Raw genomic sequence first — 23,866 nt, 5'->3', positions numbered from 1 at the left:
TCGATGCTCGCACCTCCCTGCGGGGATCATTCGTCCTGTTTCGGCTCGCGGTCTACCCTCTTTACGTTTTTGACCCCGAGCTTTTTCGGCCGCGTCGACATCGCCCACATCGGCGCGCGGAAGATCGTGTCCTTCTGATCGCGCAGCACGAACGGCGCGAACGGCGACAAATACGGCACGCCGAACGAGCGGAGCGAGCTGAGATGGAGCACCAAAGCGAGCAGCCCGATCGTCACCCCGAACAATCCGAAGGACGCGGCGAGCCCCATGAGCACGAACCGCAAAATGCGCACCGCGATCGAGAGATTGAACGCCGGCAAAATGAAGGAGGCGACCGCCGTGCTGGAAACGACGATGACCATGACCGCCGATACGATGCCCGCTTCGACGGCCGCTTGACCGATGACGAGCGCTCCGACGATCGAGATCGTCTGCCCGACCGTCTTCGGCATCCGAATGCCGGCTTCGCGAAGAAATTCGAACGTAATTTCCATCATCATCGCTTCTACGAACGCCGGGAACGGAATGCCTTCGCGCTGCGCCGCCAAGCTAATTAATAGCGGCGTAGGAATCAGTTCCTGGTGAAACGTGATCACGGCAATATAGATGGAAGGGCCGAGCATCGTAATCATAAAACCCGCATACCGCAGCACGCGCAGCAGCGTGGCGATGTCGGCCCGCTGATAGTAATCCTCCGCGGCCTGCAAATTTTGCGCGAACAGCACCGGCACCAGCAGCACGAACGGCGTGCCGTCGACCAAGATGGCGACGCGCCCCTCGAGCAGTCCGGCCGCCACCGTATCCGGACGCTCCGTATTGAACACCGTCGGGAACGGCGTGTAGGTCTCGTCCTGAATAAACTCCTCGATATATCCGCCCTCCAGCACGCCGTCGATGTCGATGCGGTCGAGCCTCCGGCGCACTTCTTCCACGATGTCGTCGTTGACGATCCCCTTCACGTACATGAGCGCGACGGTCGTCTTCGTGACGCGCCCGACGTACCGATGCTCCATCCACAGCCTTGGATCTTTGATCCGACGGCGCACCAACGCGGTATTCGTGCGGATATTTTCCGTGAACGCTTCCTTCGGACCGCGAATGACCGTCTGCGTCGACGATTCGGATACGCCGCGCTGCTCCCAGCCGGGCGTGTCGAACGAGTACGCGACCGTTTGCCCTTCCACGATCACGACGCAGTTCCCGGACAAGATCGAAGTGTAGAGCATGTCCGGATCAGAGATTTCGGAAAGCTGCGGCACGCTGGGGAACGTATCTCGAAACCACCGAGCGTCGACATTCGGGGCCTCTTGAAGATGCGAATCGATAAGCATTTCGTGCATTTGGCTCGAATCCGCGAGCCCGTCGGTGTATATCAGCGCCGCTTGCTTCGAGGCGCCGATGCGGAATTCCCGGAACACGATATCGGGACTGCGGCCGAGATCTTCGCGCATAAGCGTAAGCATCCGCTCCACGTCGCCGTCGATGCGCCGCAGTTTTCTCGAAGCTGCCGCGTCGCGATGCACAGAAGCTTGAACCGACATGCTTCTCCCGCCCTTCGCTGTGACATAGGGGTATTTTGCGTAAAATTCCATTTTCTAATCAGCTGGAATCGCGACGGCGCTCACACGTACGCATGGAAAATCCGGTTCCGAACCAAAATAAAGGAAAAGGAGCCGTTCACCGGCGGGAGGGGAATGGCGATGGTCCGGGGGAACTTGACGTCCTTTCAATTGTTTTCGTTCATGTTTTTATTCGAACTCGGCAGCGCCATCGTCGTCGGCCTAGGCATGGACGCGAAGCAGGACGCGTGGCTCGCCGTGCTGCTCGGCATGTTGCCCAGCGTCGGGATCTTCGCTGTTTATTGTTACTTGTACTCGCATTATCCCGACCGCCCGGTGACCGACTACATTCCGATTATTTTAGGGCGTTGGATCGGTTACCCGATCGCCGTCGTCTACATCGCATATTTTATATACATCGCCGGGCGTATCCTTCGCGACGTCGGCGATTTGCTCATCGCGACCAATTACAATGAAACGCCCCTGTTCGTCGTGAACGGGCTGCTGTTGCTCGTTGTCCTGTACGGCGTCTATCTCGGCTTGGGCACGATCGGCAAGGCTGGGGAGCTGTTTTTGCTGATCGCGGTGTCGTTTATCTTGTTTCTGCTCGCCGCCCTGTTTCTTTCACCGCAGGCGGTGAAGCCCGAACAGCTGCTTCCCGTGCTCGAGAACGGCTGGAAGCCGGTGCTCGCGACCGCGTTTCCCCTGACCGCGACGTTCCCGTTCGGGGAGACGATCGCGTTCGCGGCGATTCTCCCCGCCTTGAAGCGCCGCAAATCCGCATGGCCGGCCGGCGCGTCGGCGATCGTGCTGAGCGGCTTGCTGCTCGCCGCCATCCGCGCCGTCGATATCGCCGTGCTGGGCGCCCAATACGCGGCGGGTTCGCAGTTCCCGTTCCTCGAGACGACGCGGCGCATCAGCATCGGCGACTTCGTCCAGCGGATGGACGCGCTCGTCCTGTCCACGCTCGTCATCAGCGCCTTCTTCAAGATCGCTGCGTTCGGTTATGCCGCCGTCGCCGGCATTCGATGCCTGCTGCGGCAGTGGAACGTTCCGGCCTGGCTGCCGATCGTCGCGGTCGCGGCCGCCGCGTACGTCGCATCGCTGAAAATGGCGCGCAACGTCGTCGAACATCTCGAAACCGGACTGGAGCTCGTCCCGAAGACGATGCACGTGCCGCTCCAATACGCGATCCCGCTGCTGCTGGCCGCCGTCGTCTTCATTCGCGGCGCCGTCGGCGCGAGCGGCCCGATGCCGGGCGCGAACGCCGACCGGTAACGACAAGAGCCTCCCCGGGAAGGGGAGGCTCTTGTCGTTTACGTTTTCGCCTTATCGACCAGCTTGAAATCGTCGTAATGGAACCCGGGCGCCACGATGCAGGTGACGAGGGCCGGCTCGTCGCCGAGCGGCCGCGCCGTCTGCCATACGCCGCCGGGCACGAGCGCCTGCGGTTCCTGCCCCGCGCTCCAGTCGGTGCCGAGCACAATCTCTTTCGCCGCTTTCGGATCGTCCCCGTCGCCGCCGAGCGTCAGCGCGATCGGGCTGCCGGAATGCCACAGCCACAGCTCGTCGGACAGCACTTTATGCCATGCCGACACTTCGCCGGGATGCAGCAGGAAATAGACGGACGTCGCGGCCGGGCGCGCGCCGGAATATTCGCCGCCGAGCAGCGATTTCGGAATTTCGAATTCAGTCCGCCACATTTCGCGGTACCAGCCGCCTTCAATGTGAGGCTTCAATTGCAATAGTTCTACGAGCGGAGACACTTGTTTCGTCGGTTGCATGATTATCCTTCTCCTCTGCGAAAATGTTTCCCCGCCGCCAGCGGCGCTCGGCTGCTTTTCCGAAAGACGATCAGGGCGAGCAAGGTGAGCGCGTACGGCAGCATTTCCACGAACTGGACCGGCACCTTCAGCAGCTGAAGCCGAATTTGCAGCCCTTGCGCGAGACCGAACAGCAGGCTGCCGGCATACGTGCCGAGCGGGTTCCACCCGCCGAAGATCGTGGCGGCGAGCGCGATGTAGCCGCGCCCCGCGACCATGTCGCGCCCGAACAAATTAATGTCGCCGATCGACAAGTACGCCCCGCCGATGCCCGCCAGCATGCCGCACAAAATGACGCAAGTATACTGCATGCGGTACACGTTCACGCCGAGCGTGTCCGCGACCTGCGGGTTGTCGCCGATGACGCGCAGCCGAAGTCCGAACACCGTTTTGTACAGCACGATCCAAGACAGGACGACGGCGACGATCAGGACATAAAACAAAATCGATGCGGTGCCGAATAACTGGCCGACGACCGGAATGTCCGAGAGGCCCGGAATCGTCACGGTGCCAAGCCCCGCCACCTCGTCCGACTTGCCTCGGTTGCCCCAAATGAGCTGCAGCAGCACCGTCGTCAAGCCGAGCGCCAGCAAGTTGATACCGAGGCCGCTAATGATATGATCCGTTTTGTACTGGATCGTTAATACGGCATGAATGAGACCGAACAGCCCGCCCGCGGCGATCGCGAACAACAGCCCGACGTACGCGCTGCCGGTGAGGTCGGAGCCAAGCACCCCCGCGAACGCGCCGACGAGCATCATCCCCTCGAGACCGATGTTCACGATGCCCGCCCGTTCGCAGAAGATCGCGCCGAGAGCGGCGAAGGCGATCGGGATCGAGATCCTGAGGCAGCTGGCCAGCAGCGACACGAGAAACTCGTAGTTTTCCGCGCTCATCGCGCTCCCCCCCGTTTCTTCAGCTTCAGTTTCCGGAACGCCCAAGGGATGGCCACGAATAGGATGACCAGCGCTTGGATGATGATGACAAAATCGCCCGGCACGTCGGTCGTCCGGTCGAGCAGCATCGAGCCGGAACGCAGCGCCCCGAACAAAATCGCCGACAGCACGATGGCGAGCGGGTGGTTTTTCGCGAGCACGGCGACGGCGATGCCGTCGAAGCCATAGCCCGGGGAAATGCCTTTAATGAAGTAATGATGCACGCCCATCACTTCGACGGCGCCGGCGAGGCCGGCGAACGCGCCGCTTGCCGCCATCGCGAACACGATGCGCTTCCCGACGGAGACGCCGCCCGTTCTTGCGGCGTCCGCGTTCGAGCCGACGGCCCGAATTTCGTAACCGGACACGGTATGCTTCAAAAACCAATACGCAAAGCCGGCCGCCGCCAAAGCGAACAAGAAGCCGATCGTCCATTGGCTGTGCGCCACGAGCCGCAGCAGCTGCGCGCTCTCCGCGATTTGTTCCGTCCGCGGAACCATGCCTTCGGCTTTAAACTTGTAATTGACGAGATAATCCGTCAGCGATAGTGCGATATAGTTCAGCATGATCGTCACGATCACCTCATGCGCCTGCCATCGCACCTTCATGAAGCCGGCGATCGACGACCAGAGCGCCCCCGCGGCGCCCGCGAGGATCATGACGACGGCGATATGCAGCGCCCCCGGCAGCCCGTTGAAGTACACGCCGGCAAGCGCCGCGGCGAGCGCGCCGAGATAAAGCTGTCCTTCCGCGCCGATATTGAACAGTCCTCCGCGGAAGGCGATGGCGACCGCGAGGCCGGTGAACACGAGCGGCGTCGCCTTCGCCAGCGTGTTCGCGACGGCGTCCATGTCGCCGAAAGCGCCTTTCGCGAGCGCGGCGTACGCCTCGAACGGGTCGTAGCCGGCCGCCGCGAGCACGAGAGCGCCGACGACGAAAGACAGCAGCAGGATGCCGGCCATCGAGCCGATTTCTTTTATCGAAAACCAAGATTTTATTCGCGCGATCACCGGGATCCTCCTTTGCCTTCCGCGTCCGCCGAACCGATCGTCATGAGCGCGCCGAGCTCGTTCTCCGTGAACGAATCTTTGCTGCCGACGGCCGCGATGCGGCCTTCGTACAAGACGGCGATCCGGTCGCTCAGCTTGCGAATTTCGTCGAGCTCCGCCGAGATTAGCAATATCGCCTTCCCGCGGTCCCGCATTTCGATCAACCGCTCATGAATGTACTCGATGGCGCCGATATCGACGCCCCGCGTCGGCTGAGCCGCGACGATCACGTCCGGGTTTTGCGACAGCACGCGTCCGATGACGATTTTTTGCTGATTGCCGCCGGACAGCGCGCGCGCCGGCGTCTCTACGCTGGCGGACTTAATGTTGTAACGCTCGCGAATTACCTTCGCATGCTCGTGAATGCGGGAGGTGCGCAGGATGCGGTACCGTTGGAACGCGGGTCTGCGATGCAGCCCCAGGATCGAGTTGTCCTTCAAGGAGAAGGCGCCGACGAGCCCGAGCTTATTGCGATCCTCCGGGATGTGGCCGATGCCCGCGGCGATCCGCTCGAGCGGCGCCGCGCGCGTGACGTCCTCGCCGCGAAAGCGAATCTCGCCTTCGTCGATCGGATGCAGTCCGGTGATCGCCTCGATCAGTTCGGTTTGACCGTTGCCTTCGACGCCGGCGATGCCCACGATTTCCCCGCTGTACAGCGTCAGGTCGATCTGGCGCAGCACCGGGACGCGCCGCTTCGTCATCGTGACGTTCTTGATCTCGAGCAGCGGCGTCCGCTCCGCATGCGCGGACGGCGGAGCCGGTTCGAACGACACTTTCCGGCCGACCATCAGCTCCGCGAGTCGTTCGGCGTCGGTCTCCTTCGTCTCGACGGTCGCGACGACGACGCCGCCCCGCAGCACGGTCGCGCGGTCCGCGAGCTCCATCGTTTCCTTGAGCTTATGCGTAATAATGACGATCGTCTTGCCTTCACTGCGGAGCTCGCGCAGGACGCGGAACAGATCGCCGACCTCGAGCGGCGTCAGCACCGCGGTCGGCTCGTCGAGGATCAGCACATCGGCCTTCCGGTACAGCGCCTTGAGAATCTCCACCCGCTGCTTGGCGCCGACCGGCAAATCGCCGACCTTCTGCCGCGGGTCCAGCTTCATGCCGAACCGCTCCGCGAGCGCGGCGACCTCCCGCTCCGCCCGCTTCGCGTCGAACAGCGCGCCTTTCCGCGGCTCGTATCCGAGCACGATGTTTTCCGCGACGGTGAGCGCGTCCACCAGCATGAAATGCTGGTGCACCATGGCGATGCCGAGCTCGATCGCATCCGACGGGCTGTGCAGCGTCCGGCTTTCGCCGCGGATGCGAATGTCGCCCGCGTCCGGACGAAGCATGCCGTATAGCATTTTCATCAGCGTCGTTTTGCCCGCGCCGTTCTCGCCGAGCAGGCTGTGAATTTCGCCGGAACGAATTTGCAGCGTCACCCCGTCGTTCGCCGTCGTAGGGCCGAACCGCTTCGTGATGCCGAGCATCTCCACTGCGTACATACGCGAATCCCCCTTGTTTCAGAAAGAAAGTAAGGGTACGGAATCCATACCCTTACTTCTCGGTTTCTTGCTTATTGACCTGCGAGGAACGGCTCGACTTGATCCAGTGCGCTCGGCACGACGATTTCGCCTGCGATGATCTTCGCCTTCAAATCTTCGACGAAATCGATCGCCTCTTGGGCCGTTTCGATGTTGGAACCTTCCACGCTGTAACCGACCGCTTCCTCTTTAAGGCCGAGGTCCTGCAGGCCGCCGGACCACGTACCCTCGACGACCGCCTTCACGTTGTCGAATACGACGTTATCGACTCGCTTGACCGTCGTGGAGGACAGGACGTCCGGCATTTGCGACGGCACCATGTCCGCGCCGACCGCCCATTTGCCTTTCTCCCCCGCCGCCGTGAAGACGCCGAGTCCGGAGCCGCCGGCCGCCGCGTACACGATGTCCGCGCCGCCGTCGTACATCGAGACCGCCATCTCCTTGCCGGTGTTCGGGTCGTTCCATGCGCCGACGTAGTTGACGAGCACTTCCGTCGACGGCTCCGCGAATTTCGCGCCGGCTTCGTATCCCGCCAGGAACGCGTTGATAAGCGGAATGTCCATGCCGCCGACGAAGCCGATTTTCTTCGTTTCGGATTTCTTCGCGGACAGCGCGCCGGCGAGGAAGGCGCCTTCGTGCGCTTTGAAGATCGCGGAAGCGACGTTCGGCGCTTCGACGACGGAGTCGATCAGCAGGAATTTCTGGTCAGGGAATTCGGCCGCTACTTTGCCGATCGCGTCGACTTGGTCGAAGCCGATGCCGACGATCAGCGCGTATTCGCCCGCTTTCGCAAATTCGCGGTGATGCGTCTCGAACTCGGAAATTTCTTGCGGCTCGACGTAGTCGTACTCGATGCCGAGCTCGGCTTTCGCTCTTTCGATGCCGGCGTAGCCGTTATCGTTGAACGATTTGTCGCCGAGGCCGCCCGTCGCGAACACGACCGCGATTTTCGCGGGCGCCGCGTCCGCCGGAGCTTCCTCCGCGGCAGCTTCGCCGCCGGCCGTCCCGGCGCCGCTCGCGCCGGAGCCGCCAGCCGGTTCGGCAGCGCCTCCTCCGCACGCGGCTACGATCGACATGAGCAGCACGAGACATGCCGCCAGCAACCAACCTTTATTTCTCATTTTCCCGTCCTCCTATGTTTCTCTTTTATATCAATAAAGCGCGCAACGCGCCGATTGATCGATGACAAGCTAGCACCTATGAATCGCTTAAAATTTTAGTATTTAATATACTATATTAGAAGGAGCGGGCAGATGTAAATATCCATTCCATCAAATTCGGTTCATATCACAATTCCGCCATAACTTCTTGCGGCGAGAGGCATAGATTTGTATCTTTTTCACAAAAACAAACGGAATCAACCGCGAAATCTTGACAAAACAGCGGCGTCAAACCGCCCTCGATATGATATACTTTTAAGTATTCTCGTAAGAACGGACAACTCGGCGGCGACCCAAGGGGAGATACGAGACGGTGGATGTTTCGAAGTTATCCAAGCTGTATATCGATACGACGGACGATTTGATCTTTTTGACGACGGTAGAGGGCGACGAGCCGCCGTTCACGTTCCGGTTCGCTGCGGTAAACCCGGCCTACTTGCGTCATACCGGATACATAGAAAGCGGATTCCTGAACCGCACGCTGCAGCAGACGCTCCCGGACGACGTCATCGACTTCGTGCAAGAGCGTTTTACGGAAGCGGTTACGCAGCGGCGGTCGATCAAATACGAGGAACCGGTCGTCTTTCAGGGCGTCGATTTGATTGTAGAAACGACGCTCACCCCGTTCTACGACGAGAACGGCCGGCCGGATACGCTGCTCGGGGTGACCCGGGATATTACGGAGCGCAAACGATCCGAACGAAGAGTTCGAGAAAGCGAAGAACGGTACCGGACGCTCGTCCAGCTGTCCCCGGATTCGATTTTGATTCACGACGAAGGGAAGATCGTGTTCTGCAACGAGGCCTACGCCCGCCTCGTGCTTGCGGACCGCCCCGAATCGCTGACCGGCTCGGATTTTTACGCGTTCCTGCCCGACGTTCGGCGCGGAATGAACGCCAGAATTCAGCGCATGCGCCAGACGGCCGCGGCCGACATTCCTCCGTTCGAGACGAAGCTCGTGCGCACGAACGGCGAGACGATCGACGTCGAAGGCACGTGCGCGTTCGTCGAGCATAACGGCAGGAAGCTGATGCAGGTCGTCCTTCGCGACGTAACGAAGCGAAGCCTCGAGAAGGAACGGCTGCAGAAGCTGTCCCAGCTCGACGGCCTTACCAATGTTGCGAACCGCAGATATTTCGACGCGGCGCTGCAGCGCGAGACGAAACGGGCGAAGCGCACGAGGCGGCCGCTCTCCCTGCTTCTGTTCGATATCGATAATTTCAAGAAGTTCAACGATAGGTACGGTCATCTAGAAGGCGACGATTGCCTGCGGCGCGTCACGGAGGCGGCCGCCGCCGTTTTGCAGCGCCCCGCCGACGTTCTGGCCCGCTACGGCGGGGAGGAATTCGCGGTGCTGCTGCCGGATACGGACGCTTCCGGCGCCGCGGTCGTCGCCGAGCGGCTGCGGGAAACCGTCGCCTCGCTCGCGATTCCCCACGCCGCATCCGACGCGGCGCCTTACGTTACGATCAGCGTCGGCGCGTCGCACACCGCGCATCCGGCATCGGCGGACGCGCTGCCGCTGATCGACCGAGCCGACCGCGCGCTCTACCGGGCGAAACGCAGCGGGAAAAACCGAGTCGAGCTGCTGTTCGAGCCGCTAGACGCCGCCGAGCGGCCCATCTCTTAATTTCTAGAACGAACGGAGGCCATCCATTTTGCGCAAATTCAACTTTACTCGCCCGCTCCTCATTTTGCTCGTCGCGTTCGTCGCCAACAACTTGGCCAAATTTATCTGCTTATCCTTCGGAATAGATCCCGCGACGACCGAGAACGTCGCCATGATGGCGATGGTGCTCGCCGCGTTGCTCGCTTACATGCGATTGACCCGGCACCGCCGCAAATAATCGTAACGACGAAGGACGAGGCGTTCCGCCTCGTCCTTCGTGCATTCATTCGCTCTTCCGGCTGTTAAATTCCAGCACATTCCCGTCCGGATCGGTCACGAACAGCTGATGCCAGCCGGTTACGCTCTGCGGCCGGTCGTCGTACGCCCACCCCGCCGCGTCCAGCCGCGCCCTTACCTCGCCTGCGTCGCGAACGCGAATGGCGAAATGGCCGTCCCGCGAATCGATGCCGCGCGTGCCGCGCAGCGTCTTCGCCCCTTCATGAACGATCAAGTGCAGCTGATCGGCGCCGATCGCGTACCACGCCCCCGGGAACGGGAACGCCGGCCGATCCGGCAGCTCCGCAAGGCCGAGCACGTCCCCGTAAAACCGCTTCGCGCGCGCCAAATCGGTCACGACGACCGCCGCATGATGCAGCGCCTCATACATCCGCTCTTCCCCCTCGTTCGCATGTACTTTATATCTACGTTCAACCGATAATATGAATGTCGAAATGCCCGATTCGACCGACATCGAGCGGAATGCTGACCGCTCGCTTTCCCCACTCGGGAGCGCCGTCGTCCATCAGCCGCGGCGGCGTAATGTCCACGTCGATGCCCCGGTGGTTCATCATCGTGCTCGCGTTGCCGCAGATCATATTGCCGAGCTCCGCCACCGCGCTCCGGCACATGTCGTCCAGTCCCGTCACCGTATAACCGCCAAGCATCGCCGAGACCATGTTCATCGCCATCCGTTCGGGAAACCCGAACAAAATGTCGCGCTCCACTTGACCATGTATGTTTATTTTCAACCACACGCAGCGCTCCGTGTACTGCACCTGTTTCAGCTGCAGCTGCCCTACCGTCGGCCTAACGTTAGCTAGCATTTCGATCACCTGAATCGAAGACGTCAGGAACGGGTTGATCAATTCGGCCTGCATCGTGAACCCCCCTCGGTTGCGCCGGCAACAAAAAAACGCCCGAAAATTACGCGGGCGTTCCATTCGAGTCCGAACGAGCCTTCTCCGTATTTTCGGCAACCCAGCCGCCTTAGGTCGTCCCTTTAGGCCTGTGGCTTTGCGTCCCTCCCTTTCGGGCAGGTTTGCCAGTTCGTTATAAGAAGATGCTATGGGATGATTCTACCATACAGATCGTTCTTTAGCACTACTAATATGATATATTTTTAACCTATTTAATGAAACTATAATCGCTGTACGTCCACCTCGACGATCAGCTGCTGGTTGGGCGTCCCGCGGTAAATGCCTTTCACCGGCACGATGTCGACATAGTCTCTCCCGTGGCCGAGTTTGATATAGCGTTCGTCGACCCGGTTGTTGTTGGTCGGATCGAATCCGAGCCAGCCGGTGCCCGGAATGTATGCCTCCACCCAAGCGTGGGACGCTTGTTCGAAATCGGCCGTTCGCGTCTGCAGATCGCCGATGAAATGGTACCCGCTCGCGTAGCGGGCCGGAATGCCCATCGCGCGGCAGGAGGCGATCATCAGGTGGGCGAAGTCTTGGCAGACGCCGGCTCGCCCGCGCAGCGCGTCGGACGCCGTCGCGCCGACATGCGTCGCGTTCGGTCGGTATTCGAATTCGGCGTAAATTTTGGACACGAGCGCCATCACTTGGTCGTACACGCCGGCGCCCGCAAGCCGCGCCTCGTTCGCGAACGCGGAGATGCCGTCGTCGAGAGAAGCGTAGTGCGTCGGCATCAAAAATTCGGCGTACTTGTTCTGCAGCTTGTCGTCGGCGAGCGTCGCCCAATCCTCCTCGGGCGTCAGCACGCGGCCGAGCATGCCGTCGTTGTCGTGCGTCACGACCGTCGATTCGGACGTGATGACGAGCTCTTGGTGCAATCGATTGACCGTGAACGCGTGGATGCGATTGCCGAAGCCGTCCTCGTACGTAAACAGCGGCGCCGTCGGCTCGACCGTGATCGAATGATGATAGCACGATTGGCGGAAATTGGTGCGCGGGGACAAGCGGATTTCATTGACACTGTCCGTGACCGGATCCTCGTACCGGTACGTAGTGATGTGACGAATTTTGAGCTTCATGCGTTGGCCCCCTGTTCGGTGCGAAAAAAGGAGTTCCCGACCGCGCTGCCGAGGCCGTTGATGACCGACATGCCGCGCAGCAGATGCTCGTGCAGCGAGCCGTCCGACGGGTCGGCCTCCAGCCAAGACATTTCGGATCTCGCCTTGACGACGAGCCGAATCGTTCTCTCGTACGTCGTATCCGAGCTGTCGATATTGCGCAAGCAGCGGAGGTGCTCCTCCAGCATGCTTAACCCGAATTGGACCGACCGCGGGAACCGTTCGTTCAGCAGCAGCAGGGAGACGACGTTCTCGATCGTGAAATGGTCCGTGTGCAGCCTGCGGAACACGTCCGCGCCGCCGATGGCGCGCACCGCCGAGAACAAGAAGAAATGAGTCCGTTTCGGCTCCTCCAAGATCGAATGGTAAACGGAGTCGAACAGCCTTGCCGCATTTTCCGCCCGTTCCAAAAAGCGGCCGCACTCGAGAATATGCCAATGATGATCGCGCATCATCGTATGGTGCGCCACGCCGTAAAACGTCCCAAGCCATTCTTTGACCCTCTTCAAAAAAAGAAACGGCGAATCGAGCAGCAGCTCGTCGGTTTCATTGCTCTTCAGCCAGAGCGCGAAGCCGTTCAAAATGTCCCACAGCTCGTCGGGCAGCCGGTCGCGAATCATTTTCAAATTCGATCTAGCTTGATTGACGCAGGAGTGAATCGAGTTGATATGCGCCGGGTCGAGGATCATATAATGCAGCACTTCCCGCTCGCCGTAGCTGCGGTACATCGATTCGAACACCGCCGGATCGCCGAGCGCCTGCACGATGCGAATCCACAGCCTCTCCCCCGTCGACGTTTCCTCGCGAATGTGATAGAACGCGTCGATCAAGCGTGCATGGTTTTCCGCTCTCTCCGTATACCGTCCGATCCAATACAACGATGCCGCAATGCGATTCATCATCGGGGACGCCTCCTTTTTATCGTTCCGGCGGATTCACTCCGCGAGCACCCAAGTATCCTTCACGCCGCCGCCTTGAGACGAGTTGACGACGAGCGAGCCCGGCTTCATCGCGACGCGGGTAAGGCCGCCGGGGATGACGTGCATGTCTTTCCCGGACAGGACGAACGCCCGCAAATCGATATGCCTCGGCTCGAACGCGCCGCCGTTGAAAATCGGCGCCGTCGACAGCCGAATCGTCGGCTGCGCGATATAATTGGACGGATTGGCGCGAATTTTGTCCGCGAACGCCTCGATTTCCCGCTCGGAGGCGGACGGGCCGATCAGCATGCCGTAGCCCCCGGAGAGCGAGGTCTCCTTGACGACCATGTCCCCGAGCCGCTGCAGCACGTATTCCCTTTCGTCCGGACGGCTCAATAAATACGTCGGCACGTTCGAGAGAATCGGCTCTTCGTTCAAATAATATCGAATCATGTCCGGGACGAACGTATATATCGCTTTATCGTCGGCGACGCCCGTGCCCGGCGCGTTCGCGATCGCGACGTTGCCGGCCCGATACGCGTTCATGAGGCCGGCGACGCCGAGCATCGAATCGGGACGGAACGCGAGCGGATCGAGGAAGTCGTCGTCGATGCGCCGGTACAGCACGTCGATGCGGCGAAGCCCGGAGCGGGTGCGCATATAAATATTGTGATCCATGCAGACGAGGTCCCGGCCTTCCACAAGCTCGATCCCCATTTGCTGCGCCAAATACGTGTGCTCGAAGTAGGCGGAATTGAAGCTGCCGGGCGTCAGCAGCGCGATCGTCGGCGACGATCGCCCCGACGGCGCCATGCTCTTGAGCGCGGCCAAGAAATGGTTCAAGCTGTGGTCCGTTTCCTCGACGGGGTAGGAGAAGTACAGCTCGCGGAGCATTCGCTTCGTAATCGATCGGGACGTAAACAAATACGAATATCCGGACGGCGAGCGCAAATTGTCTTCGAGCACGAAATAGTTCCCTTGGTCGTCGCGGATCAAATCGATGCCCGCGCACGTCGTGTACATGCCGTTCGGCACGCTCAAGCCGACCATTTCGGGACGGTAATAGCGGTTCGAGACGATCATTTTGCGGGGGATGATACAATCGTTCAGGATGTGCTGCTCGTGGTAGATGTCTTCGAGGAAGCTGTTGAGCGCCTTCGTGCGCTGGAGCAGCCCGCGCTCGAGCATGCTCCATTCGCCGCTCGGGATGATGCGCGGAATGAGATCGAACGGGATCAATCGCTCGAGCGGATCGGCTTGATCGGGATGGTACAGCGTGTAGGTGATCCCTTCTTCGAGCATGCGCTCGTTCATCGCCGCCTGCCGTCGAGCCAAGCTGTCCGGGGGCATACCGCGGAACGTTCCGTACACGCCTTCGTAATGAGCGCGAATTCGGCCTTCGGCACCGTGCATCTCGTCGTAGAAACGCGCCGCCGCTCCTGCCGCCGCCGCGCGATACAGGCCATGCTCCGACTTCGAAAGATTCATGCGAACGGCACCCCTTTGTGTTTTGTGATGATATATCCATATTAATAACGGAAAATGTTATTGTAAATGACATAGTTTCCATATTTTCAATTTATATCTTACACATATATTACATATTAGGGCGTTAAAAAAGGCTTCCGCTGCGTTTCGCGTAAGCCTTCCGTCTCAAAAATTACGCTTTATACCGGAGCATCCACCGATCCGCCGCTTTGACGACCGCCAGCAGTCCAAACAAAAACGCCAGCGCTACAAGCTCGAGCTGCGCGATGTACCACGGCCACGGCGCGAGCAGATCGAGCAGCGAACCTGTCGGAGGCTTGCGGGCGAGGAACATGAAGTTTTCGCCCGTGAACCGATTGGCGACGAACGCCGGCACGGCGAGCGCGTTCAGCCACAGCCAGGCGCGAAGCGCGGATCGCGCGGTCGGCCGATATCGGTCCACCGCGGCGAGGAAGACGCCGGCGGCGATGATCGCGATATGCGCGAAGAAGAAATGGAAATAGCGGAAATCCGGGAACGTCACGACCAAGTATGGCGTCAACAGCGCTTGCATCGCGCCTAATATGCCTAGGAAAAACGAAATTTCGAACGCGATGCGGCTTTTCGTCACCAGGGCGAGAACGGAGATCCATAGCGTCATCGTGCACAGCTGGAACGGCAGCGCGTACAGCCCCCACTGCCCCGTCGCCGTATACCATGCATATAGCGCGAGCTCGGAGCCGGCCAGCGCGGCGGCAAGTCCGTATCGGAACGCCCGATTCCGCGCCGGATGGCGAAGCTGCCGCCTCGCCGCCACGATCGCGGCAACGACGAGCGCCGCGGCGATCAGACCGGCCCAGTGCGCGATCGAAAACAGGACGAACGTTTCGCGCGCCATCGGCGTCGTCCGCCCTTAATAGCGCTTCGCGTCGCCGAGCAAATTGCGCGCCGGCGGCAAGCCGTCCAAGTACATGGCGAGATTGTCGAGGAAAATATCGACCGCTCTCGCGTTGTAATGCTCGGTAGAGCCCGCCGAATGCGGCGTCACGATCACGTTGTCCATCGCCCACAGCGGATGCTCCGGCGGCAGCGGCTCCTCCTCGAACACGTCTAGCCCCGCCCCGGCGATCCGGCCTTCCTGCAGCGCGGCGGCGAGCGCCGCCTCGTCGACGGCGGCGCCTCTGCCGACGTTGACGAAAAACGCCGTCGGCTTCATGGCCGCGAACTCGCGCTCGCCGAACATCCGCCGCGTCTCGTTCGTCGCCGGCGCCGCGTTGACGACGTAATCGCATTCGGCCAGCATGCTCGCGAGCTCCGAAGGCGGATACATCGCGTCGACGTTCGGCGAAGGCTTCGCCGAACGCCGCACCCCGAGCACCCGCATGCCGAAGCCCGCCTTCGCGATGCGCGCCGTCTCCTCGCCGATCGCCCCGACCCCGATCAGGCCGAGCGTCTTGCCGTGCAGCTCGAGCTTAAGGCCCCCGTGGTCCCAGACGCGCCGCGACTGGTTGCGGACATAGACGTGCAGCTTGCGCGTAAAGGCGAGCAGCATCGCGAAGATCGTCTCCGAAATCGGGAACGCATGGACGCCGTTCGCGCTCGTCAAATAAACGCCGCGCTCCAGAAAGCGGTCGATGTCGAGGTGATCCATCCCCGCGCTCCAGCTTTGCAGCCAGCGCAGCCGCGCGCCGTCCGCGAGCAGCTCCCGCTCCAAGCCGTCGCGCCAGCCGACGACGATTTCGGACTCGCGGACGGCCTCGTTCGTCGCCGCCTCGCCGGCATGAATCGTCCAGCCCGGCGCAGCGTCGCGGATGCGGCGGAGCTCCGGCTCTTTCAATTTCGGAAGGATCGTTATGCTTCTCATGGACATCCATCTCCTTTGCAGAAAAGAAAAGCCCCTGGACCGTCTCGTCCAAGGGACCTGGTTTATGCTTTCACGTCCAGCGCGCCGCCGAGAAACGGATGCGGGGCCGGCGCCGCCTGCGGCGTCTTCGGTTGGGCGTCCGCGAAGTCGGCCAGCAGCTGCGCGGACTGCTGTACGGCCATATCCTTAACCTTGCCGTACATCGCGTAAACGACGTCGCGCTTTAGCATCGCGGCTTCGATCGACATGATGCGGTTCCCCCTCCGGCGTATATTTCATAGATAGAGTGCTTCTATTATATCTTAGCGTTATTTGGAAATCAATGGCTTTTGCCGCCGCTCAACCTAGACCTGAGAAGGTTTACCAAGCCGTCTCCCCTCTACTATAATAGACCTGCGTTCAAGATCATAGAAACTAGGTGACATGCTGCCGATGACTGCTACCAACCACCCAACCGCCTCGGCGAGTCCTCCGACTTCGGGCCTGCATCCTCCGCCCGCGCCGGGACTCGCGAAGCCGCGGAAAAACCGAAGAACGCTGCGCAAGCGCATCGTTCGCAACATGCATTATTTATCGTTTATGAATTTGCTGCTGTTCTCCCTCGTGCTGATGGCCTTGTTCGTCGGCTTGTTCCGGACGGTCAGCTATTCGCTCTCCAACTATTTCGCCTCCTCGATCGCGGAAGACGTCACCTCCCCTACGATCCTCCATTCCTTCGGCGCCTCTACGTTGTCGGAACTCGATCCCGACGATCCCGCCGCGAACGGCTGGATTCTCGAACGGATCGAAAGAGTGACGAAATACGAGCAAGCGACATGGCTTTACGAAGTCACGAACGAAGACGGACGCTGGGGCGTCGAGCCGAAAGTGATGGAAGACGCGATCTACGTCGAGCTGCTGCTGCACGGCGAGACGGTCTACTCCAACGTACCGCAAATGGTTCGAATCCAGGACGAATCGGTTTCGAAATTGATAGAGTACTATAAAACCGAAAGCGTAAAGCCGCTCGTCGACGAATCGACCGGCGAGACGCACGGCACGATCAAGGTCGGCGTCAACCCGCTCATCCCGCTCGCGCTGACGTTCGTCATCGCCGTCGTCTTATTCGGGTTGTTCCTGATCGGCCTGCTGCTGTCGAAGCTGGTCATTCTTCTATTGACCGCCCCCTTGATCGCGCCGATCGCTCAGCTCGAACAGAAGGTGCGCGCGATCGCCGACGACGATTACGAGAGCACGCTGGAAGCGAAAATCGAGCTCAAACGTCCGCTCCGCGAAATCGAATCGCTCATGAACTCCACCAACCGGATTATGGATAAAATGAAGCGCTACGCCGATGAGCAGCAGCGCCAGAAGGCGACGCTGGAAGAGCAGTACGACGAGCTGGAAGCGCAGCACGACGAGTTGACCCGCTCGAAGCGGCAGCTTCAGGAAGCGCAGGCGCTCCTTACCGAGCGGGAGCGCAGCGTCCGCAACCTGCTCGACAACGCGAAGCAAGGATTTTTGACGTTCGGCCCGGAATTGCTCGTCGACGAAGAATACAGCCGCGAATGCCTCCGGCTGTACGGCGAGCCGATCGCGGGGCGCCCGTTCCCCGACATGCTCGCTTCCGGCGACGAAGAACAGCGGCGCTTCATCGCGAGCCTGCTCGGCAAGCTGTTCGCCGAACGCGACCCGGCGCGGCGCCAAGTGCTTCTCCCGCTGCTGCCGGACGAGACGACCGTCGGACAGAAGCACGTGCAGGTCGAATACGCCATGATCGCGGACCGTTCGGCGGCCGGCGGCGCGAAGGAACAATGCATGGTCATCCTGACCGACGTCACGGAAAAAAAACTGCTGCAAAGCCGCATGGAGCAGGAGCGAAACACGCTGCAGATGGTCGTCAAAGTCGTCGTCGACTACAACCAATACGCGTCGCTCGCGCGATCGTTCTCGGAATGGTGCGCTGCGCCGTTCGACGCCGGCGTGCCCGACGCGGAGATGAAATCGGCCTTGTTCGATTTGTTCCGGACCGTGCACACGTTCAAAGGCAGCTTCGCTCAAATCGGCATGTCCCGCATGGCCGATCGGCTGCACGGCGTGGAATCGACGATTTCGGCATGGAGCAAGCGAAGCGATCCGCCCTCGGCGGCCGAGGCCGCGGACCGGCTCCGCGAGCTCCGCATGCTCTCTTGGCTCGAAGAGGAGCAGGACGTGCTGCGCGGCGTGCTCGGCGACGCGTTCTTCGAGCAGGAGCACGTGCTGCTCGTCGACCGCTCCAAAATTATGGAGCTCGAACGCAAAATGATGGCGACCCTCTCCCCCGCCGACTGCAGCCTGCTGCTGCCGGAGCTGCGCAAAATCCGGTACAAGCCGTTCCGCGAGCTGCTCGCCTCGTATCCGGATTACGTGCTCGGCCTCTCGGAGCGGTTCGATAAGATGGTGGCGCCGTTCGACATCGAGGGCGGCGATTTCCTCGTGGACGGCGACGCGTACCTCGATTTGACCCGCTCGCTCGTCCACGTGTTCCGCAACGCGGTCGACCACGGGCTGGAAGGGCCCGACGAACGGCTCGCGGCCGGCAAGCCGGAATACGGACGCATCCGCTGCGCGGTCTCGCTCGAGGGCGACACGATCGAGCTGAGCGTCTCCGACGACGGCCGCGGGATCGACGTCGGCAAGCTGAAGCGGAAAGCCGTGGAGCTCGGCGTGCTGAGCGGCGGGGAAGCCGATGCGCTCGGCGACGAGGAGGCGATGCTGCTCGCGTTCCACGGCGAGCTGTCCTCCAAAGACGAGGTGACCGAGTATTCCGGCCGCGGCGTCGGGCTGTCCGCGCTGCGCTACGAGACGGAGCGGCTCGGCGGCGAGGTCGCGGTGCGCTCGACCGTCGGCGGAGGCACCGTCTTCACGGTGACGCTGCCGTACGACTCGCTCTCCCGTCTGCCGGACGTGACGCCGGCGTCGCTGCTGCTGCCGATCGCGGAGACGGCCGCGGCGTTCTTCGAGAGCCACGCGGAGCTGGGCTTTACCTTCGGCGACGTACGCGCCGAAGTCGGCGGCAAGATGGCGCTCCGCAACTTCTCGACGTTCATGCCGGTCCAAGGCGCCTGCAACGGCATGTTCGTGCTGACGATGGACGAGCCGACCGCGGACGCGCTGACCGAGCGGCTCGCTTACGGCGAGCTGACGCCGGAGGAGAAGCGATTGTATACGGAAGATACGCTCGCGGAAACCGCCAACATCGTATTCGGCAATTCGCTTCGGGCGATGGACGCGCTGGAAGCGTACCTTCAAATCGATCCGCCGATCACCGTCTTCACGCAGGGCGCTTCGATGAAGGTCGCGGAGTCGGAAATGTGGTCCGTCGACTTGCTCGGAACGGCGGGCGGCGTCGGCATCGGATTTATTAAAATGTAACGAGAAACGATACGGGAAAAGGACGGGACGAAGCCCATGGCAACGGTATTGATCGTAGACGATTCGATTTTGATGCGCCGCAATTTAAAGATGATGCTTACGGAGGCGGGTCACGAGGTCGTGGCCGAAGCGTCGAACGGGATCGAAGCATATAAGGAATATGTGAAAACGATGCCGGACCTCGTAACGATGGACATTACGATGCCGGTCATGAGCGGCATCGACGCGGTCAAAAAAATCATCGCCTCCTATCCGGAGGCGAACATCATAATGATCAGCGCGCTCGACCAGCGCAGCATGGTGTTCGACGCCATCCAGAACGGCGCGAAGCATTACATCCTTAAGCCGATTACGGCGGAGAAGGTGCTGCAGACGATCAACGAGGTGCTGCGGACGGAGCAGTCGGACGAAATCGCCGCAGCGTCCTCGCCGTCGGCGGCGGCGAAAGCGTCGGCCGCGCCGAGCGAAGCCGCGCCGTTCGAAATTACGAACAAGAACGGCGTGTTTCTCGTGACGCTGCGCGGGTCGGTCGGCGCCGCCGAACTGGATGCGCTGGGCGGCGCGGTCGCGGGCTTCCAGTTCATTAAGCCGCTGAAGGTCGTGTTCCTGTTCGATGCGTCCGAGGCGTTCGCCGAAGAAGCGCTCGAGCGCATCGTCGGCTATGCGCAGGCGATCCTGCAAGCCGGCGGCACGGCGAAGACGGTGTCGTCGTCCAAGCCGCTGAACGCCCGGCTGAAGGCGATGGACGAAAGCCTCTTCTCCACCATCTATTCGGACTTGTCCCAAATCGTCGTATGAACGACAGGAAATTGACGGAAGCGTACCATCGGTTCGTGCCCCATCAAATGCTGACCTACATGAATAAGGGTTCGATCGGCGAGCTGAGGCTGGACGATTACGTCAGGCTCGACATGACCGTGCTGTTTTCGGACATTCGCTCCTTCACGTCGCTGTCCGAACGATTGACGCCGGAGGAAACCCTCCGGTTTTTAAATTCGTATTTGTCCCGCATGGAGCCGAGCATCGAGACGTTCGGCGGATTTATCGACAAATTCATCGGCGACTCGATCATGGCGCTGTTCGGCACGACCGCGGACGACGCCGTTCGCGCTTCGCTGCATATGCTTGCTTGCCTCCGCGACTACAACCTGGGCCGGCTGCGCGCGGGCTACGAGCCGATCCGCGTCGGCATCGGCCTCAACAGCGGGCCGCTGCTGCTCGGCGTCGTCGGCGGCGAGAGCCGCCTGCAAGGCACGGTCATCGGCGATGCCGTCAACGTCGCGTCTCGGATCGAAGGGCTGAACAAGTCGTACGGCACCTCCCTCTTGCTGACGGGCAACACGGTGGAGCGCCTCGCCCGCGCGAACGAGTACGCGATGCGGCACATCGATACCGTCCGGGTTCGCGGGCGCCAGCGCTCCGAACGCATCTACGAGCTGTATCAGGCGGACGCGCCCGAAATTTATGAAAAGAAGGCGCAGACGCAAGAGATGTTCGAGCAAGCGCGAGCGCTGTTCGAGTCCGGGGATTACCAGGAAGCGAAGGCGCTGTTTCGCAGCGTATACGAACGCAACCGGTTCGATCTCGTAAGCTGGAAATATATCGCGCGCTGCGATCGCCCCGCCGACGAAGCCGGCGCGCACGAGCCGGCCGCGGCCGCGGACATCGGGCACGCCTTGGAGCGGAGCGCGAAGCGCCTCGCCGGCTGGCTGCATCCGTACGAGGACGATGCCGGGGCGCCGGCCGAAGCTCAGGGCGCGGGAGCTCCCCCCGCGCTGCTCGCGCGGATGGCGGAGGCCGCCCGCATTTACTTCGAGCATCATCTCGGCTTCCCCGCCGCGGACGCGCCGTTCGCTCCGATCTGGGAGCCGGCCGCCCCGCTGCTCGACGTCACCGCCTGCGCGTTCCTCGAAGGCGCCCTGGACGGCGGCTTGCTACTCAGCGTCGACGTCGACGGGGCGCTGCGTCTGCTGCATCGGATGAGCTACGGCGGCTGGAGCGCGGAAGAAGAAATGCCGCTGATGCTGGACGCGCTGGGCGAGGCGCTGAACATCGTCGCCGGCAACAGCCTCCGCATGTTCCACAACTATGTCGATTTCGTCACCATCGAGCCGCCCGTCGCCATGCGCACGCTCCGGCGGGCAGCGCGGCCGCCCGCCGGCATGTGGTCATGTACCTTTCCCCTGGGCGGGGGAGCAATCAAGCTGCTCGCCGCGATCGAGAGCTAAACTGCCCCTTGCCCGCCCGCGGAAACGAAAAAAACCCCGTCCACGGGACGGGGTCGGATGCGGGTTATGGGTTTTCGTGCGCTTCCTCGCTCACTTCTCGGCGGAATTTCGCGATCGATTGCTCGCGCCGCTCGTTCTTCGCGAGCAGCGTTTCCTTCTCTTGCTGAGGGATCTCCTCCCCGAACTCCTCCAAATAATCCTCGGTGTCGTGCAGTTTTTTCAACGTATTTTGGATCGCCTTCTGCAGGTGCGGCACGTTGTCGGCTCGATTATCCGGCTTTGCCATGTCGTTATCCCCCCTTTCCCATCGCAGTTAGTATGCGTCAATCGGGAATCGCCTCATACAGGTGAATGCGCCAAGCGGACTCGGGGTGGTCGAAGATGCGCAGCAGGCGCAGCCCGTTCGCTTCGGCGTTCGCGATCGGCACGGCGGATAGGATGTACCGCCCGCCGAGCCTTCGGAACGCCGCGGCGTCGAGCTCGAGCCGGCGCACCTTTTTTTTCGACGTTTTCCGGAAGTCGTATTTTTTTCCGAGCTCGTCCACGAATACGTAACAGCGGCCGCCCCATGTATCGAAATACGTCCGCAGCTTTTTGTTTTTGGCGAGCTCCTTCGCGATGATTTCCCGGAACGCGTGTTTATAGGCGAGCGGGTAGAAATTGTTGTACGTGTCCAGCGTGTAAAAGCCGTTGAATTGCGCCACGGCCGGATGCAGGCCGATGCTGGCGACGCGGTAGTCCTCGAACGGACGGCCGATGTGCGCGGCGATGTCCCGGAACTGCGCCTCCGCGTAAAACTCACGAAACGACGGCTCGTCGCGGTAGACGATTTCGTCGTTCGCCGCGAGAAGCACCGCTGTCTGAGCGGCGATCGCCGCGTAGACGAGGGCGCGCCCCCGCTTGCCGCCTTTCCGCCAAAACAGCGAACAGGCCAGCGCGAACGCGGCGTAGATGACCAGCGGGCGCAAAAAGTGGAATCGGGCGAAGTTGAACGTGTTCAGCAGGTCGAAGCGCTCTTTCCACGGCTGCCACGCCTCGTGAAACCAGAACGCGTACCACGTCGACAGCGCCGCGCTCAGCAGCAGCAGCGGCGGCAGCAGCCTGCCTTCCAAGCGATCCCGCCACGAACGCCGTCCCGCGGCTAGCAAAGCGCCGACGAACGTAACCGGCAGCACGACGGCCGTATGCAGCGTATGTACATGGTTATGGCCGAGCGTGAAATTTTTGAAGGCGAGCCGCACGCATCGCCACGTCGACAGCCGCGACGACACGAACTCCGACCGGCTCGTCGGCGCTTCGGCGAGCACGAGCGACAGCAGCAGCCGATATTCGATCGCGAGATAGATCGCGGTCATGAGCGCGACGGCGCCGAGCAGCGGCGCATTCCAGCGGCGCTTCGTCAAGGCGTCCCACGCCCACAGCCCGGACATCGCCGCGAGGAAGAAGAAAAAACCGAGCACGAAGCTCGAATACAGCGGGAGCAATACGATCGCCGCCCAATGCTTGAGGCGGCCGCCGCCGCGGCGGATGTGCAGGAACGCCCAGAGCGCGAGGGGCTGTCCGAGCGTGCTCAGCATGCCCGACGGCCAGAACGGCGTCAGCGCGAACGTCAGCGGCACGCCGATCCGCACGAGCCGAGGTCCGCCGCCCGGCAGCAAATGATCGCGCAGCAGCCAATACATCCCAAGGAACGCGAACGCGCGAACGAGCGTCTGGCTGACCGCGTACGCCAGCATCGGCGGGAACGCCGCATGAAGCGCGATCAAGAGGCTGAATTCCGTTCCGTACGCATTGCGCGGCAGTCCGTTCGCGATTTGGGGCACGACGGCATCGTGCGGCCCGAACCATTCGCCGCTGCGCAGCAGCACCCTATACCAAGCGATATTAGAATCCAAATTATCGTGAATGCGGACGTGCGCGTCTTGCCCCAGCACATACAGCGGAGCCAAATATAACGCTATCAGAAACGCGGCCGCCGCCAATCCGCTTCGCTCGCGACTCCCAGTTCGCATCGCC

At 61.4% G+C, this 23,866-nt stretch carries 22 protein-coding genes and 1 riboswitch; of the genes, 6 read left to right on the top strand and 16 right to left on the bottom strand.

The window, feature by feature from the left end; translation table 11 throughout:
• Positions 1-26 precede the first annotated feature (26 nt).
• Positions 27-1,541 (bottom strand): spore germination protein, encoded by a 1,515-nt coding sequence (locus tag VE009_RS22690; RefSeq protein WP_414694925.1) that lies wholly within the window; start codon positions 1,539-1,541, stop codon positions 27-29.
• Between the two features lie 159 nt (positions 1,542-1,700).
• Between VE009_RS22690 and VE009_RS22685 the strand changes: the two genes are divergently transcribed.
• On the top strand, positions 1,701-2,837 hold the full coding sequence (locus tag VE009_RS22685) for a GerAB/ArcD/ProY family transporter (RefSeq protein WP_325011627.1): 1,137 nt from the start codon (positions 1,701-1,703) through the stop codon (positions 2,835-2,837).
• Between the two features lie 38 nt (positions 2,838-2,875).
• Here the strand turns inward: VE009_RS22685 and VE009_RS22680 are convergent, their stop codons facing one another.
• The 5 genes from VE009_RS22680 to VE009_RS22660 form a co-directional block, all read right to left on the bottom strand.
• Positions 2,876-3,343 carry a cupin domain-containing protein gene (locus VE009_RS22680; protein WP_325011625.1) on the bottom strand — a complete coding sequence of 156 codons (468 nt, stop codon included), beginning with the start codon at positions 3,341-3,343 and terminating at the stop codon, positions 2,876-2,878.
• Between the two features lie 2 nt (positions 3,344-3,345).
• Positions 3,346-4,278 carry an ABC transporter permease gene (locus VE009_RS22675; protein ID WP_325011623.1) on the bottom strand — a complete coding sequence of 311 codons (933 nt, stop codon included), beginning with the start codon at positions 4,276-4,278 and terminating at the stop codon, positions 3,346-3,348.
• Positions 4,275-5,327, bottom strand: coding sequence for an ABC transporter permease (locus VE009_RS22670; protein WP_325011621.1), 1,053 nt, complete (start codon positions 5,325-5,327; stop codon positions 4,275-4,277). Before VE009_RS22670 ends, VE009_RS22675 begins: the two co-directional genes overlap by 4 nt.
• Complete coding sequence (locus VE009_RS22665; protein ID WP_325011619.1) at positions 5,324-6,856, bottom strand: ABC transporter ATP-binding protein; 1,533 nt, start codon at positions 6,854-6,856, stop codon at positions 5,324-5,326. Before VE009_RS22665 ends, VE009_RS22670 begins: the two co-directional genes overlap by 4 nt.
• 71 nt (positions 6,857-6,927) lie before the next feature.
• On the bottom strand, positions 6,928-8,016 hold the full coding sequence (locus tag VE009_RS22660; RefSeq protein WP_325011617.1) for a BMP family ABC transporter substrate-binding protein: 1,089 nt from the start codon (positions 8,014-8,016) through the stop codon (positions 6,928-6,930).
• Between the two features lie 352 nt (positions 8,017-8,368).
• On the opposite strand from VE009_RS22660, the gene VE009_RS22655 reads away from it, so the two are divergent.
• Positions 8,369-9,685, top strand: coding sequence for a diguanylate cyclase (locus VE009_RS22655; RefSeq protein ID WP_325011615.1), 1,317 nt, complete (start codon positions 8,369-8,371; stop codon positions 9,683-9,685).
• 28 nt (positions 9,686-9,713) lie between these two features.
• Positions 9,714-9,902, top strand: a complete 189-nt coding sequence (locus tag VE009_RS22650; protein WP_325011613.1) for a hypothetical protein — start codon at positions 9,714-9,716, stop codon at positions 9,900-9,902.
• Between the two features lie 45 nt (positions 9,903-9,947).
• Here VE009_RS22650 and VE009_RS22645 read toward each other — a convergent pair whose 3' ends face one another.
• From VE009_RS22645 to VE009_RS22610, 8 genes are all read right to left on the bottom strand, one after another.
• Complete coding sequence (locus tag VE009_RS22645) at positions 9,948-10,331, bottom strand: VOC family protein (protein WP_325011611.1); 384 nt, start codon at positions 10,329-10,331, stop codon at positions 9,948-9,950.
• A 40-nt stretch (positions 10,332-10,371) separates the two neighbouring features.
• Positions 10,372-10,821 (bottom strand): chemotaxis protein CheX, encoded by a 450-nt coding sequence (locus VE009_RS22640; RefSeq protein WP_325011609.1) that lies wholly within the window; start codon positions 10,819-10,821, stop codon positions 10,372-10,374.
• 91 nt (positions 10,822-10,912) lie between these two features.
• Positions 10,913-10,997: riboswitch (cyclic di-GMP riboswitch) on the bottom strand.
• Positions 10,998-11,081: 84 nt separating this feature from the next.
• A complete protein-coding gene (locus tag VE009_RS22635; protein ID WP_325011607.1) occupies positions 11,082-11,939 on the bottom strand; it encodes a transglutaminase family protein in 858 nt (285 codons plus the stop codon).
• The gene (locus VE009_RS22630) at positions 11,936-12,880 is read right to left on the bottom strand and encodes an alpha-E domain-containing protein (protein ID WP_325011605.1); all 945 of its coding nucleotides are present in this window, start codon (positions 12,878-12,880) and stop codon (positions 11,936-11,938) included. The genes VE009_RS22635 and VE009_RS22630 overlap by 4 nt, the downstream gene beginning before the upstream one ends.
• Before the next feature lie 33 nt (positions 12,881-12,913).
• Positions 12,914-14,311 carry a circularly permuted type 2 ATP-grasp protein gene (locus tag VE009_RS22625; RefSeq protein ID WP_325012144.1) on the bottom strand — a complete coding sequence of 466 codons (1,398 nt, stop codon included), beginning with the start codon at positions 14,309-14,311 and terminating at the stop codon, positions 12,914-12,916.
• A 247-nt stretch (positions 14,312-14,558) separates the two neighbouring features.
• Positions 14,559-15,263 (bottom strand): TIGR02206 family membrane protein, encoded by a 705-nt coding sequence (locus VE009_RS22620; protein ID WP_325011603.1) that lies wholly within the window; start codon positions 15,261-15,263, stop codon positions 14,559-14,561.
• Between the two features lie 15 nt (positions 15,264-15,278).
• Positions 15,279-16,235 carry a D-2-hydroxyacid dehydrogenase gene (locus VE009_RS22615; RefSeq protein ID WP_414694924.1) on the bottom strand — a complete coding sequence of 319 codons (957 nt, stop codon included), beginning with the start codon at positions 16,233-16,235 and terminating at the stop codon, positions 15,279-15,281.
• 56 nt (positions 16,236-16,291) lie between these two features.
• A complete protein-coding gene (locus VE009_RS22610) occupies positions 16,292-16,477 on the bottom strand; it encodes a hypothetical protein (RefSeq protein ID WP_325011599.1) in 186 nt (61 codons plus the stop codon).
• A 184-nt stretch (positions 16,478-16,661) separates the two neighbouring features.
• Here VE009_RS22610 and VE009_RS22605 point away from each other — a divergent pair, with 184 nt between their 5' ends.
• Genes VE009_RS22605 through VE009_RS22595 form a run of 3 tightly spaced genes read left to right on the top strand, consistent with a single transcriptional unit; the run spans position 16,662 to position 21,850 of the window.
• A complete protein-coding gene (locus VE009_RS22605) occupies positions 16,662-19,622 on the top strand; it encodes an ATP-binding protein (protein WP_325011597.1) in 2,961 nt (986 codons plus the stop codon).
• A gap of 36 nt (positions 19,623-19,658) precedes the next feature.
• Positions 19,659-20,420, top strand: coding sequence for a response regulator (locus VE009_RS22600; RefSeq protein WP_325011595.1), 762 nt, complete (start codon positions 19,659-19,661; stop codon positions 20,418-20,420).
• Positions 20,417-21,850, top strand: coding sequence for an adenylate/guanylate cyclase domain-containing protein (locus VE009_RS22595; protein ID WP_325011593.1), 1,434 nt, complete (start codon positions 20,417-20,419; stop codon positions 21,848-21,850). The genes VE009_RS22600 and VE009_RS22595 overlap by 4 nt, the downstream gene beginning before the upstream one ends.
• Before the next feature lie 64 nt (positions 21,851-21,914).
• On the opposite strand, the gene tlp is transcribed toward VE009_RS22595, so the two are convergent.
• Both tlp and VE009_RS22585 read right to left on the bottom strand, forming a co-directional pair.
• Positions 21,915-22,136: a small acid-soluble spore protein Tlp gene (tlp, locus tag VE009_RS22590; RefSeq protein ID WP_325011591.1), complete on the bottom strand. Its 222-nt coding sequence runs from the start codon at positions 22,134-22,136 to the stop codon at positions 21,915-21,917.
• A gap of 37 nt (positions 22,137-22,173) precedes the next feature.
• On the bottom strand, positions 22,174-23,862 hold the full coding sequence (locus VE009_RS22585) for a DUF6044 family protein (RefSeq protein ID WP_325011589.1): 1,689 nt from the start codon (positions 23,860-23,862) through the stop codon (positions 22,174-22,176).
• Positions 23,863-23,866 lie beyond the last annotated feature (4 nt).

The sequence above is a fragment of the Paenibacillus sp. genome (assembly GCF_035645195.1).
In the GTDB taxonomy this organism is placed as follows: domain Bacteria; phylum Bacillota; class Bacilli; order Paenibacillales; family YIM-B00363; genus Paenibacillus_AE.
The sequence above is the reverse complement of the archived record's forward strand: the minus strand, read 5'-3'. Positions and strand labels throughout refer to the sequence as shown.

What these genes read in the sequence shown, in the direction of transcription:
- VE009_RS22690 (WP_414694925.1), bottom strand. Translation starts at nt 1,541, where the DNA reads ATGTCGGTTCAAGCTTCTGTGCATCGCGACGCGGCAGCTTCGAGAAAA.
- VE009_RS22685 (WP_325011627.1), top strand. Translation starts at nt 1,701, where the DNA reads ATGGTCCGGGGGAACTTGACGTCCTTTCAATTGTTTTCGTTCATGTTT.
- VE009_RS22680 (WP_325011625.1), bottom strand. Translation starts at nt 3,343, where the DNA reads ATGCAACCGACGAAACAAGTGTCTCCGCTCGTAGAACTATTGCAATTG.
- VE009_RS22675 (WP_325011623.1), bottom strand. Translation starts at nt 4,278, where the DNA reads ATGAGCGCGGAAAACTACGAGTTTCTCGTGTCGCTGCTGGCCAGCTGC.
- VE009_RS22665 (WP_325011619.1), bottom strand. Translation starts at nt 6,856, where the DNA reads ATGTACGCAGTGGAGATGCTCGGCATCACGAAGCGGTTCGGCCCTACG.
- VE009_RS22660 (WP_325011617.1), bottom strand. Translation starts at nt 8,016, where the DNA reads ATGAGAAATAAAGGTTGGTTGCTGGCGGCATGTCTCGTGCTGCTCATG.
- VE009_RS22645 (WP_325011611.1), bottom strand. Translation starts at nt 10,331, where the DNA reads ATGTATGAGGCGCTGCATCATGCGGCGGTCGTCGTGACCGATTTGGCG.
- VE009_RS22640 (WP_325011609.1), bottom strand. Translation starts at nt 10,821, where the DNA reads ATGCAGGCCGAATTGATCAACCCGTTCCTGACGTCTTCGATTCAGGTG.
- VE009_RS22635 (WP_325011607.1), bottom strand. Translation starts at nt 11,939, where the DNA reads ATGAAGCTCAAAATTCGTCACATCACTACGTACCGGTACGAGGATCCG.
- VE009_RS22630 (WP_325011605.1), bottom strand. Translation starts at nt 12,880, where the DNA reads ATGATGAATCGCATTGCGGCATCGTTGTATTGGATCGGACGGTATACG.
- VE009_RS22625 (WP_325012144.1), bottom strand. Translation starts at nt 14,311, where the DNA reads ATGCACGGTGCCGAAGGCCGAATTCGCGCTCATTACGAAGGCGTGTAC.
- VE009_RS22620 (WP_325011603.1), bottom strand. Translation starts at nt 15,263, where the DNA reads ATGGCGCGCGAAACGTTCGTCCTGTTTTCGATCGCGCACTGGGCCGGT.
- VE009_RS22615 (WP_414694924.1), bottom strand. Translation starts at nt 16,235, where the DNA reads ATGTCCATGAGAAGCATAACGATCCTTCCGAAATTGAAAGAGCCGGAG.
- VE009_RS22610 (WP_325011599.1), bottom strand. Translation starts at nt 16,477, where the DNA reads ATGTCGATCGAAGCCGCGATGCTAAAGCGCGACGTCGTTTACGCGATG.
- VE009_RS22605 (WP_325011597.1), top strand. Translation starts at nt 16,662, where the DNA reads ATGACTGCTACCAACCACCCAACCGCCTCGGCGAGTCCTCCGACTTCG.
- VE009_RS22600 (WP_325011595.1), top strand. Translation starts at nt 19,659, where the DNA reads ATGGCAACGGTATTGATCGTAGACGATTCGATTTTGATGCGCCGCAAT.
- VE009_RS22595 (WP_325011593.1), top strand. Translation starts at nt 20,417, where the DNA reads ATGAACGACAGGAAATTGACGGAAGCGTACCATCGGTTCGTGCCCCAT.
- tlp (WP_325011591.1), bottom strand. Translation starts at nt 22,136, where the DNA reads ATGGCAAAGCCGGATAATCGAGCCGACAACGTGCCGCACCTGCAGAAG.
- VE009_RS22585 (WP_325011589.1), bottom strand. Translation starts at nt 23,862, where the DNA reads ATGCGAACTGGGAGTCGCGAGCGAAGCGGATTGGCGGCGGCCGCGTTT.